This window comes from Salipiger mucosus DSM 16094, assembly GCF_000442255.1.
GTDB lineage: Bacteria > Pseudomonadota > Alphaproteobacteria > Rhodobacterales > Rhodobacteraceae > Salipiger > Salipiger mucosus.
The window spans coordinates 66465-79749 of sequence record NZ_KE557283.1; the positions used below are offsets into that span (position 1 = coordinate 66465).

Genomic DNA, 13285 nt, shown 5'->3' on the forward strand with positions numbered 1-13285 from the left:
GCACAACGCTGTATCGCTCGAAGAGACGAGGTTACCAGGGTAATGCTCCGGTGAGAGCCGCCTGACGCGGCTCTGAGGGCAGTGATAGGTCCGACCTTATGGCCGACCTTACGTTCGAACCCGAGATCGAAGTCCTATCCGCTGCCGATGGGGTGCGCCGCCGCTATTGGAGCGACGATGACAAGCTCCGGATCGTCGAGGAGAGCTTTCTCGGCCACCGGCAGGCGAGTGCCACGGCGCGGCGCCACGGTGTCTCGCGCTCCTTGCTGACGACCTGGCGACGGCAATACCGGGAGGGGGAGTTGGGAGGCGTGGGCCCGGCGTTTACGCCGCTTGCGCTTGCAGCAGAGCCTCGCGGCGCGGCCGCCGAAGGCTCGCACTCGCCGGTTTCGCAGGGCACCATGGAGATCGTGCTGGTGAACGGGCGGCGCCTCGTAGTGCCGGTCGATGTAGTGCCGGAGACGTTGGCCCGGTTGCTGCCGGTGGTGGACGGGCCATGATCGCCTTTCCGGCGGGGGTGCGCGTGTGGATCGCGGGCGGGGTGACGGATATGCGCCGTGGTATGAACACGCTGGCGTTGCAGGTTCAGGAGGGTCTCGGGCGCGACCCGCATGCCGGCGAGATCTTCTGCTTCCGCGGCCGCAAGGGCGACCTGGTCAAGCTGCTCTGGCACGACGGGGTCGGCATGTCGCTCTACACCAAGCGGCTGGAGGCGGGCAAATTCATCTGGCCCGTCAGCCGCAGCGGCGAAGCGGTGCAGGTCTCCGCGGCCCAGCTCGGCTATCTCCTGGAGGGGATCGACTGGCGCAATCCGCGTTGGACACAACGCCCTGCGAAGGCCGGATAAATCAGCCTCGCAGGCCTTATTTTCATGGGCATCAAGAGTGCCGCATGGTAGGTCTCTGCCATGCCGGATGCCGCTTCGGAGATCGCCAGATTGCGTGCCGCGCTCGCGGCCTCGGAGGCCCGTGCCGAGACCGCCGAGAGTGAGCTGGCGCAGGCCCGCGCGGTGGTCTCGACCTCCGAGGCGATGATCAAGCATCTCAGGCTCGAGATCGCCAAGCTACGGCGGGAGCAATACGGCCATCGCTCGGAACGCCGCGCTCGCCTGATCGATCAGATGGAGTTGCAGCTCGAGGAGCTCGAGGCGGCCGCCACCGAGGACGAACTCGCCGCGGAGGTTGCGGCACAGTCCACGCCTGTTGCGGGCTTCCAGCGCCGCCGTCCGGCCCGCAAGCCCTTCCCGGAACATCTCCCACGGGAGCGGGTGGTGATCGAGGCGCCATCGGCCTGTTCGTGCTGCGGCTCCGAGCGTCTCGCGAAGCTGGGCGAGGACATCACCGAGACGCTGGAGGTCATTCCGCGGCAGTGGAAGGTGGTCCAGACCGTTCGCGAGAAGGTCACCTGCCGCGCCTGCGAGGCGATCAGCCAGCCGCCGGCGCCCTTCCACGCGACCCCGCGCGGATGGGCCGGGCCGAACCTTCTGGCGACGATCCTGTTCGAGAAGTTCGGCCAGCATCAGCCCCTGAACCGGCAGGCCGAGCGCTATGCCCGGGAAGGTGTCGAGCTCAGCCTCTCGACCCTGGCCGACCAGGTCGGTGCCTGCACCGCTGCGCTCGAGCCCGTCCATGCGCTGATCCGCGACCACGTCCTGCGCGCCGAGCGGCTGCACGGGGACGACACCACGGTGCCGCTGCTGGCAAAGGGCGGGACGCGCACGGCGCGGCTCTGGACCTATGTCCGCGACGATCGCCCCTTCGCGGGCGGCGCGCCGCCCGCAGCCCTGTTCCACTTTTCGTGCGACCGGGAGATGGCCCATCCGAACCGGCATCTCGCGGGATGGCAGGGTATCCTGCAAGCCGATGCCTATGGCGGATACAACGATCTCTATCGTGGCAATCGCGATCCCGGTCCGGTGAGCAGCGCGCTGTGTTGGAGCCATGCCCGCCGGAAGTTCTTCGAACTTGCTGACATCAAGGAGAAGGCCCGCAAGAGGAAGCCGGACCACGACATCTCGCCCGTCGCATTGGAAGCCGTGAAGCGGATCGATGCCATCTTCGACATCGAGCGTGAGATCAACGGTCTGGATGCGGGCTCGCGGCTGGAAGTCCGACACCACCGGTCACGCCCACTGGTGGAGGACTTGCGCGACTGGATGCAGAGCGAGCGCGACACGATGTCGAAGCACAATCCAGTGGCCAAGGCGATCGCCTACATGTTCAAGGCGGACCGCTGGGAGGCCTTTACCCGCTTCCTCGAGGATGGCCGGGTCTGTCTGACGACGGATGATGTTGAGAAGCCCCTTTCTCGACCATTCTCACGACGGCTTTGGCTTTGGCGGCTTGTCCTTCCATGCTTCGACCATCCTTGCATAGGATTCTTCGGCATTGGCGACGAGCTCCATCTCTCGATGGCGGATCTCCTTGATCCAATAGTCGCGCCCCGGACCGGGCTTGTTGCCGTGCTGTTTGGGCGCCCCGGCGCGCAGGGCCAGCTTGCGCATCTTCATCCCGACGAAGGCCGGTCGCGCCCAGCGGTAGGGCTCGTCCTTCTTGAGAAGATGCCAAATCAGCGTGGCGATCTTGCGCGCCGTCGCGACGGCGGCGACGTTCGCTCCCTTCCGGTCCTTCATGCGCAGGAAGAACGCCCTCAGTGGCCCCGGAGCGCTCGCCGCCGACCACGCCGCCTCGACCAGCATGGTGCGGGCCGTCGCGTTCCCATGCTGGAGATGCGACCGTGGATGGCTCGGCCGGCGCCGGACTGCCGTACTCTCGGCGTCAGGCCGAAGTAGCTCGCCAGCTTCTGCGGCGTGGCGAAGCGCTCGATGTCGCCGATGGATGCCACGACGGCGGTGGCGATGACGGCGCTGATGCCCGCCACGCTCATCAGCTTGCGGGTCCGCGCATCGTCCAGAGCGAAGGCGATGAGGTCGCGCTCAAGGCCCTCGAGCCGCGCCCTGAGCCAATCCAGCTCGTCGAGGTGCCGTCTGAGCAGATCGCGCTCGGACTTCGGCAGCGGCGCCTTCTCCAGCCAGCGCCGGCCGCCCTTGCCGAAGAGATGGCCCTCGTACTTCGGAATCAGGTTGGCATGCAGCACTGCGTGAACACGGCTCTTGGCTCGCCGGATCGATCGGACCACAGCCACCCGCTCGGACACCAGGCGCCGCAATGCCAGAGTGGCGTCGTCGGCCGCCCAGACCTCCGGCAGGAAGCCCGCGGCGTGCAGCTGCGCCAGGATCGCGGCGTCGACCTTGTCGGTCTTCACCCGCGCATGCGCGATCGCCTTCACCTGAAGCGGGTTGGCGATCACCACCCGCGCGACGAACGGCGTCAGCAGTCGCACGATCGCCGCCGTGTTTTCCGTGGCTTCCAGCACGACCTCGTCATCGGGCCGCAGGGTGCGGCCGAAGGCCACGACAGCGTCATGTTCCAGGTCGACCCTGAAGTTTTCCGTCACCGCCCCGTCCGAGAGGACCGCGACCTGCGCGAAGCTCCGGTGAACGTCCATTCCGATCGATCTCATTCCTCGCTCTCCCAGTCGTTGTCAGGGGAGTGCTCGGGCTGTGCGACATCTACGGATACGCGCTCTCGGCGCACACGGGCTGGTCGCAGGGGCGGCCAGATAACAACGCGAGCTCGCAGCTCAAAGTCAATTCGGCCTGCCCGGGTCTTCGCACTCCAGCGCCCCTGTCCCGCAGCACCCCTCTACCACGACAGAGGAAAGAACGGACCGCTGGATCGAAGCGCCATAGACAGCATGCCCGATAACAACGCGGCGGAACGAGCACTGCGCGGCATCGCCCTCGGTCGCAAGTCATGGCTCTTCGCCGGCTCCGAGCGCGGCGGCGATCGTGCCGCCTTCATGTATTCCCTGATCGTCACCGCGAAGATGAACGACATCGATCCCCAGGCATGGCTGGCCGATGTTCTCGCCCGGCTGCCCGAGATGACCGCCTCGCAGGTGCCGGATCTGCTTCCCTGGCACTGGCGCTCGGCTTCATCCGAAGACAGGAGGGCCGCATGACCCAGATCGCCCGTCTCCGGATCACGCTCAACGACGTCGAGCCACAGGTCGTGCGCCAGATCGAGGTCCCCCTGAAGATCAGGCTCGACCGGCTGCACGAAGCCGTGCAGGCCGCCATGGGCTGGACGGATAGCCATCTCTACGAGTTCCGCGCGGAGGGGATCGGTTGGGGCGAACCCGACCCCGAGGGCTTCTTCGATGGCCCGCTGCCGGCGAAGAAGACGACGCTTCAGGATGTCATGACGGACACCGGAAGCAGGACACTGCAATACATCTACGACTATGGCGACGACTGGGACCACGTGATCCGCATCGAACGGTTCGATGATGACGCCGCCGACACCTCGTATCCCCGCCTTCTCAAGGCGACAGGCGCCTGTCCTCCGGAAGATGTCGGCGGCGCCTGGGGCTACGAGGAGTTCCTCGAAGCGATAGCCGAACCCGACCACGAGCAGCACGACGACATGATCCGCTGGGCTGGAGGCCCCTTCGATCCCAACGATCCGCGAATAGACCGGATTGAGCACCGGCTGGCGCTGCTGGCAAAGAAGTGGGCGCCACGGGCCCGCAAGCCCAAAGCACCCGGCACCTAAGCGCCAGACCGCTCCACGTCCGCGGTCCAGCCCGCATGCTTACTTACCAGGCAGTTCAGCGTCAGGAGATAACCCGCCAGAGAGAGCCTCTATGCCCCCGAAAAGTTTGAATTATCATGAATTATCCCGAGGTCGATAATTCATCTCGCGAGGTATGAATGGATGCCTCTCGCGAGACGGCTCAATACCAGCGGCGACCGGCTATGACGTGATAGGAGGTGAGGTAGTGGCTAGCCCTGCTGAACGACGGCTTCGAGGTACCTCTCCAGGTTCCACATCCCGGAGATGTCCGACCGCGACATGACGGCGAGCGCCGTCTCACCACCCAGACCCCGGTTCGGAGCGCGGATCCACCTCTTTCTCCGAGCCGCCGACCGAAACAACAGCCTCAGGCACCGATGAATGCCCAGCAGTAGGCCAAGGCGCTCGGCCAAGTCACCGGTCGTCGGAACCAGTTCGCCTTCCTGCAGGCTTTGAAACTCACGCTCGGTGAGCCCACCGAGAACTTCGCGGCTCTCCTTCTCCGAAAGGTCCCAGACCATGAACAGACGGAAGATGGTGCGGGTTGCGGCCCGTGCCTCTTCCTCGGTGAGCTTGGGCGCTTCGCCCGCAGGACTGGCTTCATCGGTCATGCCTACGCCCCTCGTGACGCTTGCTCGGTTCAATGGGGCTTCCCGGGCTCATGGAGCACCACCATGGGCGCCTCACCGGCTTAGCCATCGTCCGGGCTCGAACGTGTCTCAGGGCAGCGCCGCACGCCTTGCCGTGCCCGCGGACTTGCCGACGCGGTCGCGCCCCGTTACCGGCGGGGCACCACTCCGCCCGTATGCGCTGCCCACCAGCTCGGGTGTGAACGTCGAGTTCCGGCATTCCATTCGCCCACTTGATGACCCTCGAATCGGACGACAAGACCTCGTCTTCGTGGTGCCCATCCAAGCCCATTCATGCGGATCGTCCTATCGCTTCCTTCCGCTGGCGGGGCGATCGCTCCCACGCCGTGCCGCCGTCCCTACAGCGTAATTGTGCGAAAAGCTCCACCGCCGCTTAGGCATCTCCAAGCCCTGCCTGCACTTCCGTCAACATTCGCATGTGCGAAAATTTTAGAGCCGCGAAGCCGGTTTGCCTTTTCGACAAGGAAGCCGGCGGATCGCGCTTGACCCGCTGTCGCGGTTCGGCCTAGCTCGCAGTGTCGAAAGGACCTCCTCGTGACCGTACGCCGCCTCATACGCCAGGTATCTAATACCTACTGACCCCGACGCCCGGGGCTGCGGATGATCCGTGCGGCCATTTCGGCTTCCCTGCCAGACATGCTCGACCGATCCGGGAGCGCTACGCTCCAAGGCAGCCCCGTACGACCGCCCCCTCGCCTCGGAGCACGACATGTACGACGACAACATCACCCCTCGCGCCGACGAGGCATCGTCGATCGCAACGCGACCTTTCGACTGGCACGGCCACGTTCCGCCACGCTTTCCGGTCCTCGCACCGGACCTGAACCTGGACTCGCAGGACGCCTACATCGCCCGGTTCCAGGCCTTCGCCCTGAAGCTCAAGCGCAATCTCAACCCGAACCGCGGCGCGCTGCGCTCCGGAGAAGAGTATCGCCCCAGCTTCCTCGGCAAGACGGCCTATCGTCGCCGCGTGGCCGAACTGGGGCTGTCGCGCCTGGATCATGAGGATTTTCTGCAAGTCAAGCGCCTGGCTCGAAGCGGTGGTGCGCTCCACGGCCCTCGAACCGGGCATCACGCCGACGAGCTGGCAGCGGCGCTGCATGCCGAGAGCCCCTGGATGTCCGAGGTGGGCACGCACCTCATGAAGGCCATGCGCGCGACAGCAAGTGCCGGGATCGCTGGTCTCGCGGTGTCGCCGATGATCCTGGTCGGTCCGCCCGGCTGCGGCAAGTCGCACTACGCCCGCAAGCTCGGCGAACTGGCCGGCACACCGGTTCGCCAGATCGATGTCGGCTCCGGCACCTCCGCACACCGGTTGGCCGGCACCGAGAAGGGCTGGTCGAGCCGCCAGAGCGGCGTGCCGACCGAGACCGTGCTCGATCGCAAGGTCGCCAACCCGCTGATGGTTGTCGACGAGATCGACAAGGCGGGCACGATCTACTCGACCAGCGGCAACCCGAGCTCGCTGATCACGGCCCTGCTGACTCTGCTGGAGCCCTCGACTGCCAGGGTCTTCGAGTGCCCTGCCCTGCGGGTCACCTTCAATCTGTCCCGCGTGAACTGGGTGCTCACCGCGAACGTGCTGGAAGAGATCCCTGCGGTGCTGCGCGACCGCTGCCGCATCTTCCTCATGCCCGAGGTGACCCCGGAGGTGGCTGGGATGATGGTCGACGCCATGGCCCGGGACGTTCCGCAGCTCGACGTCGAAACCTTCGCGCTGGTGCGCCGCGAGGTCATGCGAATGGCCGCTTGCGGCAAGATGAGCCTGCGGATCATCCGGCGCATCCTCGAGGATGTCTCGCGGCCTTCGGGGCGCGTCCTGCACTGATCCAGAGAACGCCACCGCGTGCGCCCGAAGGCGTGCCAGGCACAGCAGGCAGCCGGTCGATCAACTTGCGGGAGGAGCGCGATGGGACAGGATCCGCCATACGAAGTGGGGCTCGACCTCGCACGGGAAGTCGAGCGCCTCGTCGGCCTCTGCGAGGCAGAGCTCGGCGCTCTCGAAATCTATCTGTTCGGCAGCAGAGCGCGCGGGAATCATCGCGAGGAGAGCGACTACGACCTCCTGGCAATCCTTCCCGACGGCGCGCCGCCGGAGGCCGATGATCCGATGACGCTCTACAAGCTTCGTCGACGGTCCGGCGCTAATGCCGACCTATTCGCAGTGCGACGCGCAGAATTCCTCGGGCCCGGTCAGTGGTGAACACCCTCTCCTACGCCGTGGCGAGGGAGGGGGTCCGCCTCGACACGGGAAAACGCACCGCGAGTCACGACTAGCGATGGAGGATCCCATGGCCAAACCGAGCACGACCGCCGAGGTGCTCGAGGCCTGCTCCTGGACCTCCGCTCAACTCCCACGGAACGATCGTCGGCATCAGGGTCCCCAGCTTCCGGGACTTCCAACAGCGGGTCGATTATCCACAATTGAGTTCCAGCTACGACGGGTTTCGGCGAGACCCGCGCATCGGTGCGTCCCATATGGATTCTATCTGAAGCCAGCCAATAGGAGGCCCCTGATGAAAGAAGATACCCGCTGGAACCCCGCCACCGACGACCCCTACTCGTGGAACCGTCCCGTCGAAGTGGACATCGAGCCGCTCACCACGCCCCACGATCTCTGGTCCTACTTCGACGAAATCGCGCCGGATCCGGAGAGCGCCAGGTTCGCATGGGCCGAGGTCCTCGCCTCCATCGATGTACCCCTGCCCGCCAATGGGCCGGTTGCGGCCCTCATGATCGTCTCGATCCCGGACGCGACCCACGATCATCTAGGCCTGGGCGTAGAGGACGTCATCGCCAAGCTCAGCAATTGGGCTCAAGTCTGGAGCACGGGGGGCCTGCGCTGGGTGACCCACTGCGAGGATGGTCCGGTGATCCGCTACGAGTTCCTGCTGATGCCGATCGAGGAGATCGATCATGCGGACGGGACCACGACGCGCGAGATCGTCGTGGAGAGCTCGATCCAGATCTGCCGGCGGGAATCCGTGCTGTGTCCGATCGATGGGGCCGATCTCACGAGTCAATGCTGCTGCGAGGTGCTGGCAGCGTAGTGTAACTTCACGCACAGCGTCGAGGAACTTGGGCGAGGAGGTCGCGCCAGCCGACAATGTCTTCGCCGCACTCGAGATCATGAATGGCATCGCGGCCGCCTTGGGACTTCCGTGCCACACCGATGACGCTCGCCAGAGTCGCCTTGAGTCCTGAACGCGCCTGATTGCTTCCACTGCCATCGTCAGGGCAGGCACTATCTGCGTCTGTCCACCAGACCACGCGCCGCCTCGATCAAGCTCGCGACATACCCAACGGCGTCAGAACGCGTTGGACGATCACGAATCGGGCGACCGCAGACCATTCGCGCTGAAATTCGCGGCGACGACACCTGCGGGCCCCGGTCGACCTCTGACAATTTTGACGCGGGAGCGACCGAAGACCCAGCCTATAGGCAACAACCTACGGATGGAGCGCTGCCATGCAGGATGCAACAATCACCCAAGGATCGAGGCTTTTCCCGATCGTGCTGGCAATCGTCGCGGCGGCGGCGACGGGGGTTCTCTGGGCCTATGCCAACCCCATCCAGCTGGTCCCCGGCGTGATCCAGTGGCGCATCTTCGCGTTTCTTCCGCCGCTCATCGGCATCCTGCTCGGCTGGAAGAGCGGCTTCATCTGCGGCTACCTGGGCACAATCGTCTGGTCGCTGTTGGCCGGCACCTTCATCCCTGCGCATTCGCTGATCGTCGACGGCATCATGGTCGGGCTGACCGGCGCGGTGCCCGGCTGGATGTTCAACCCGCGCACCACGACATTCGATCGCAACACGCTTCTCCGGATCGCCGTCGTCTGCCTGGTCACCGGGCTGGTCATGGTCGCGGTCGTCTCGGCCAGCCTCGCCGTCCTCGGCATATTCCCCTACTTCTGGGCGCTTCTCTACCTCGGTCTGTCGGACATCGTGCCGATGCTGATCGGAACGCCGGTGCTGGTGAAGCCCGCCTTGCGCATCCTCGACGCGGCGCATCCGTCGGGTTTCACACGCTTCTGAAGGCCGGTCATGCTCACCATCGAAAACGCTGCCGTGGCCTATGCCCGCGGCGGCGATGCCCTTGAACGGGCCAGTCTCGACGTTTCTTCGGGCACGCGCCACCTCGTCTGCGGGGCGGCGGGCAGCGGCAAGACCACGCTCCTGCACCTCGCGACCGGGATCATCCCGCGCCTCATCACGCCCGAGCGCATCTCCGGGCAGGTCCGGATCGGTGGCGCGGCGACCGCCACCGCCGATGCCGAGGCAATCTTCGGTCGGGTGGGCTATGTGGCGCAGTCGGTGGAGGATCAGCTCTGGGACCTGTCGCTCGAGGACCTGATCGCCTTTCCGCTCGAGAACCGTGCCGTGCCACCCGCGCGGCTCCGCGAACGGATGGGTGAGCTGATCGACGGCCTTAAACTCCGCCCTCTCTCGGGCCGGCGTGTCCTGACCCTGTCCGGCGGGGAACGCCGCATGGCGGCACTTGCCGCGGCGCTGGCAACGCGTCCGGACCTCGTTGTCCTCGATGAGCCGACGACCGGCCTCGACCCGGAAGCACGTGCCCGGCTTGTCGCCGTGTTGAACGGGCCCGAACTGCGGAACGCCGCACTGCTGATGAGCGCACAAGACCCCGGATCACTCAGGTCCTGCACGGACATCGTCACGCTGCTCTCCGGCGGTACCACAAACGCCCCTGAGCGGGCCGCGACGCTCTGGCCCGAGGACGACCGCTGGCGCGCCGCCGGCATCCTGCCGCCACGACACGCGCCGTCGCCACCGCCCGCCCCGGAGCCGGGCGCCGAGGTTTTTGGAGTGGCGGGCCTGGCGAGCATGCTCGCCCGCAATGACGGGCAGCCCGTGCTCAGAGATGTTGGCTTCTCGCTCCGGGCGGGCGAGGTCGTCGGCCTTGTCGGGCGCAACGGCGCCGGCAAGACGACGCTGATCCGCACCTTGCTCCGCCTTGCGCAGGCGCGGCATGGGCGCATCATCCTTGGTGGACAGGACGCCGGAGAGTGGAGCCCGGCGCGGCGCGCCCGCTCGATCGCCTACCTCCCCCAGGAAATGCGCCGCATCCTGTTCAACATGAGTGTGGCTGAAGAGATCGCCTTTGCCATGACCGCAAAGAGCGGCATGGCCCGTGACCCGGACGTCGCGGCTCGATGCTCGGAAGTGCTGGCCCGCTACGGGCTGGCGGATCATGCCGAGACCAACCCATTCGCGCTCTCCGCGCGACAACAGGCCGTTCTGGGTCTGGTCTGCGCCGAGGCGGCCGGCGCGCCGGTCGCCGTCCTGGACGAACCGCTGCTGGGCCGGGACATCGCCGGCCGGGCGCACCTGGAGCGGTTCCTCCGAACCGCGCGCGAGAACGAGCGCGCGGTGCTGATGGTCTCCCACGACCTCGAGATGATCGACTCCCTTTGCCCACGCCTGCTGGTGCTCGACGCGGGACGGATCACCTTCGACGGACCTACGCGGGACGGCTGGTCAAGCCCCGGCTTCGGGGCCCTGAACTGGCCCGCGCCCGCCCCCGGAACGCCTGCACCGGTTCCGGAGCGCGCCTGATGACAGCGATCCACCGTGCGAACTTCTTCCTCAAGATCGGCGTCGGGCTGGTCCTGTCGACGCTTGCCTGGCTCATTCCCGAGTGGTGGGCGGGTGCAGCGCTCTCGGCCCTCGTCCTGATCACCCTTTGGCTTGTGGGGACGCCGGGGCTGCGCGGCTACCTGCGGGGGGCCGCGCTGCTGGTCCTGCTTGTCATGGCCAGCTGGCTGGTCAACCTCTCGATTCAGGGCGTGCCGGTGTCCGAGGCGCTGACCACCGGGATCAAGCTGGCCTCGCGCCTCGTCACCACGACAGCGGCGTTCTTCTTCATCATGGCCACCACCTCGCCCGGCGCGATCCTTGCCGCCTGCAGTGCCGCCCGGCTGCCGCCGATCGCAACCCTGACCCTCTCGCTGCTGTTCGGCGTGATCCCGATGCTGCAGGAGGATTTCGCGCGGATTGCCGACGCACAGCGCGCCCGCGGGATGGAGATCGACGAGGTCGGCTTCCTGCAGAGGCTGCGCTTCGCGCTGGCCCGGGGGGTGCCCCTGCTGGTCCAGGCGATCCGAATGGCCCATGCGATTTCCCTCACTCTCGAACTCGGCGGCTTCGACCTGGGCCGAAAGCGCACGACATGGCGCGAAGTCGGGCTGCTGGTTGACTCCCCCTCGCCCCGACACGTCCAGGAGAATGATCCATGAAACTGCCTCTGCCAGCCGCGTCCGACCAGACCTGGAATGTCGATGTCGACGGGCGGGAGATCGACCTGCCGATTGTCCCGATCTCCGAGGATCTGGCCATCGCGCTGCTGATGATCATCGATGTGGGCGTCCGCTTCGGCGAGCATGTCGGCGCACGCCTGGCCGAAAAGCTGCGCCCCCATGATCCTGAGATCATCGTCGGCACGGCCACCCTGGGCATCCCGGTAGCGATCGAGACGACGCGGGCGCTGGGGCTGGACAACTACGTGATCCTGCAGAAATCGCCGAAGATCCATCTCGGCGATGCGCTGACGCAGACGATCACATCAATCACCTCGACCGGCGACCAGCGTCTCCTGCTAGACCGCAGGGCCGTCCCGCTGCTTGAGGGGCGGCGCGTCGCCGTGGTCGACGATGTGGTCGCGTCGGGCTCGAGCCTGAAGGGCTCGATCGAGCTGGTCCGGCAGGCCGGCGGAACCGTCGTCGCCGCCGGCGTGATCCTGACCGAGGCCCGCGACTGGGAAGAGACGCTCGGCGCGGATGCCGAGCTGATCGTCCCGCTGGCGCATATCCCGCAATTCTCACGCGGGCCCAACGGCTGGGAGCCCGATCCGGCCACCTTCCGGTAGGTGAGGCGGCCGAGCCTTCGAGTTGGCTGTTTGTCGTCGCCACCGGGAATCGGGTCACCGGGAGCGTCAGTCTGCATTCTCCGTCCCCGGAGCCCTAGTGCGAAATGATCCGCATCCGATTCTTCGGAAGCCAGACACGAGAACTGATTTCGAGGTCCGGTGAACCTCTCGGCAGATGAGTGTGGCGCCGATCGGGCAAGTCGCCGACACTGGTCGCCACGGAGTCATCGCCCTGCGACCCGAGTCCACCCAACCTGGACTGTTTCACCTCAGGTTGAGCGCTCCGACCTTTCCCGACATCATGTTTGGCAAGTAGACGATTCCGTCCAATGCCGAGATGTCAGCAAGCCCCGCTGACAACGTCGCGACAGTTTCGGCGGCACCGGTTTTGGGATCGACCATGTGCAGTTCCCCCGTGATCCAATCGCTCACGACGAGAACTTCTCCAAAGCCGGCGATGCCATCGATGTTACCGAGGTCCGGTGCAATCTGCGAAATTGCCTGATCGGTAAGCGACACCGAAAGGAGCCCGCCCGGCCTCTCGGTAGTGAAATCCTGAGCTAGCCCCTGCCCCCACGAGGCCACGATAAGCCGTCCGCCATCGGAAAGAATTCCGTTCGGATGCGAGAGAGCCGGCTCTGTGAGCCAAGGGCTCATCTCGCCCCCTTTATAGCGCCAGATCGTATGCGTCATCATGTCGGTCACGAAGGCGACGTCTCCAGCAACCGTGATGTCGTTCAGGAACACGGCGCCGTCCGGCGAGTGAGCCTCGACCACTTCGCCTGTGATTGCGTCGATGACACGCAAGGTGTCCATGTCGGCGACCAGCACATGACTGCCGAGGAGTGCCATACCTTTCGGTGCATTCATGTGGCTCACCCAGACGGGGTCGATCACGCTCCCGTCATACCCGACTAACGACAGATAACCCTCCCCGTCGAGACCATCGGGCTGGCCGACCACATTGCTCACAATCAGCCGGTCCCGTGCCGGATCTGGGAGGACCGATTCCGGCGTATCGAAACCTTCGGTCTCCCAAAGCATCTGTGCCTGTGCGGAACTCGCGGCAATCACGAGGCTTGCTGCGGCAGTCAGAATGATCCTGTTCATC

12 protein-coding genes and 3 pseudogenes are annotated in these 13285 nt (G+C 65.8%); 12 read left to right on the forward strand and 3 right to left on the reverse strand.

Translation table 11 applies throughout. From position 1 onward, the window contains the following. The first annotated feature begins 98 nt into the window (after positions 1-98). The 3 genes and pseudogenes from tnpA to tnpC form a co-directional block, all read left to right on the forward strand. Positions 99-500 carry an IS66-like element accessory protein TnpA gene (gene tnpA / locus SALMUC_RS22690; protein ID WP_020041046.1) on the forward strand — a complete coding sequence of 134 codons (402 nt, stop codon included), beginning with the start codon at positions 99-101 and terminating at the stop codon, positions 498-500. Next, positions 497-847: an IS66 family insertion sequence element accessory protein TnpB gene (gene tnpB, locus SALMUC_RS22695; RefSeq protein WP_020041047.1), complete on the forward strand. Its 351-nt coding sequence runs from the start codon at positions 497-499 to the stop codon at positions 845-847. The genes tnpA and tnpB overlap by 4 nt, the downstream gene beginning before the upstream one ends. A gap of 60 nt (positions 848-907) precedes the next feature. Beyond that, a pseudogene (tnpC, locus tag SALMUC_RS29265) lies at positions 908-2338 on the forward strand (IS66 family transposase); the annotation flags it as partial. Here tnpC and SALMUC_RS22705 read toward each other — a convergent pair. Further along, positions 2318-3507: pseudogene (locus SALMUC_RS22705) on the reverse strand (IS110 family RNA-guided transposase). The pseudogenes tnpC and SALMUC_RS22705 sit on opposite strands and share 21 nt — an antisense overlap. Before the next feature lie 258 nt (positions 3508-3765). Between SALMUC_RS22705 and SALMUC_RS22710 the strand changes: the two are divergent. Next, positions 3766-4023: pseudogene (locus tag SALMUC_RS22710) on the forward strand (transposase domain-containing protein); the annotation flags it as partial. Then, positions 4020-4616, forward strand: a complete 597-nt coding sequence (locus SALMUC_RS22715) for a plasmid pRiA4b ORF-3 family protein (protein ID WP_020041050.1) — start codon at positions 4020-4022, stop codon at positions 4614-4616. The pseudogene SALMUC_RS22710 and the gene SALMUC_RS22715, both read left to right, overlap by 4 nt. A gap of 230 nt (positions 4617-4846) precedes the next feature. Here SALMUC_RS22715 and SALMUC_RS22720 read toward each other — a convergent pair whose 3' ends face one another. Then, positions 4847-5248, reverse strand: a complete 402-nt coding sequence (locus SALMUC_RS22720) for an MbcA/ParS/Xre antitoxin family protein (protein WP_020041051.1) — start codon at positions 5246-5248, stop codon at positions 4847-4849. A gap of 748 nt (positions 5249-5996) precedes the next feature. On the opposite strand from SALMUC_RS22720, the gene SALMUC_RS28515 reads away from it, so the two are divergent. From SALMUC_RS28515 to SALMUC_RS22755, 7 genes are all read left to right on the forward strand, one after another. After that, positions 5997-7115 carry an AAA family ATPase gene (locus tag SALMUC_RS28515; RefSeq protein WP_020041052.1) on the forward strand — a complete coding sequence of 373 codons (1119 nt, stop codon included), beginning with the start codon at positions 5997-5999 and terminating at the stop codon, positions 7113-7115. An 81-nt stretch (positions 7116-7196) separates the two neighbouring features. Continuing rightward, positions 7197-7490, forward strand: coding sequence for a nucleotidyltransferase domain-containing protein (locus SALMUC_RS22730; RefSeq protein ID WP_020041053.1), 294 nt, complete (start codon positions 7197-7199; stop codon positions 7488-7490). 313 nt (positions 7491-7803) lie between these two features. After that, positions 7804-8337, forward strand: a complete 534-nt coding sequence (locus SALMUC_RS22735; RefSeq protein WP_020041054.1) for a DUF2236 domain-containing protein — start codon at positions 7804-7806, stop codon at positions 8335-8337. Positions 8338-8756: 419 nt separating this feature from the next. Next, entirely contained in the window at positions 8757-9323 is a 567-nt protein-coding gene (locus SALMUC_RS22740) for a hypothetical protein (RefSeq protein WP_020041056.1), read from the forward strand. Between the two features lie 9 nt (positions 9324-9332). Beyond that, positions 9333-10865 carry an ABC transporter ATP-binding protein gene (locus tag SALMUC_RS22745; protein WP_020041057.1) on the forward strand — a complete coding sequence of 511 codons (1533 nt, stop codon included), beginning with the start codon at positions 9333-9335 and terminating at the stop codon, positions 10863-10865. Further along, positions 10865-11545 carry an energy-coupling factor transporter transmembrane component T family protein gene (locus SALMUC_RS22750; protein WP_020041058.1) on the forward strand — a complete coding sequence of 227 codons (681 nt, stop codon included), beginning with the start codon at positions 10865-10867 and terminating at the stop codon, positions 11543-11545. Before SALMUC_RS22745 ends, SALMUC_RS22750 begins: the two co-directional genes overlap by 1 nt. Further along, positions 11542-12174 (forward strand): phosphoribosyltransferase family protein, encoded by a 633-nt coding sequence (locus tag SALMUC_RS22755; protein WP_020041059.1) that lies wholly within the window; start codon positions 11542-11544, stop codon positions 12172-12174. The genes SALMUC_RS22750 and SALMUC_RS22755 overlap by 4 nt, the downstream gene beginning before the upstream one ends. Positions 12175-12438: 264 nt before the next feature. Here the strand turns inward: SALMUC_RS22755 and SALMUC_RS22760 are convergent, their stop codons facing one another. Then, positions 12439-13284 (reverse strand): NHL repeat-containing protein, encoded by an 846-nt coding sequence (locus tag SALMUC_RS22760; RefSeq protein ID WP_020041060.1) that lies wholly within the window; start codon positions 13282-13284, stop codon positions 12439-12441. Position 13285 lies beyond the last annotated feature (1 nt).

Coding starts and splice junctions, on each gene's coding strand:
- SALMUC_RS22755 (WP_020041059.1), top strand. CDS start 11,542: ATGAAACTGCCTCTGCCAGCCGCGTCCGACCAGACCTGGAATGTCGAT.
- SALMUC_RS22715 (WP_020041050.1), top strand. CDS start 4,020: ATGACCCAGATCGCCCGTCTCCGGATCACGCTCAACGACGTCGAGCCA.
- SALMUC_RS22740 (WP_020041056.1), top strand. CDS start 8,757: ATGCAGGATGCAACAATCACCCAAGGATCGAGGCTTTTCCCGATCGTG.
- tnpB (WP_020041047.1), top strand. CDS start 497: ATGATCGCCTTTCCGGCGGGGGTGCGCGTGTGGATCGCGGGCGGGGTG.
- tnpA (WP_020041046.1), top strand. CDS start 99: ATGGCCGACCTTACGTTCGAACCCGAGATCGAAGTCCTATCCGCTGCC.
- SALMUC_RS22750 (WP_020041058.1), top strand. CDS start 10,865: ATGACAGCGATCCACCGTGCGAACTTCTTCCTCAAGATCGGCGTCGGG.
- SALMUC_RS22730 (WP_020041053.1), top strand. CDS start 7,197: ATGGGACAGGATCCGCCATACGAAGTGGGGCTCGACCTCGCACGGGAA.
- SALMUC_RS22760 (WP_020041060.1), bottom strand. CDS start 13,284: ATGAACAGGATCATTCTGACTGCCGCAGCAAGCCTCGTGATTGCCGCG.
- SALMUC_RS22745 (WP_020041057.1), top strand. CDS start 9,333: ATGCTCACCATCGAAAACGCTGCCGTGGCCTATGCCCGCGGCGGCGAT.
- SALMUC_RS28515 (WP_020041052.1), top strand. CDS start 5,997: ATGTACGACGACAACATCACCCCTCGCGCCGACGAGGCATCGTCGATC.
- SALMUC_RS22735 (WP_020041054.1), top strand. CDS start 7,804: ATGAAAGAAGATACCCGCTGGAACCCCGCCACCGACGACCCCTACTCG.
- SALMUC_RS22720 (WP_020041051.1), bottom strand. CDS start 5,248: ATGACCGATGAAGCCAGTCCTGCGGGCGAAGCGCCCAAGCTCACCGAG.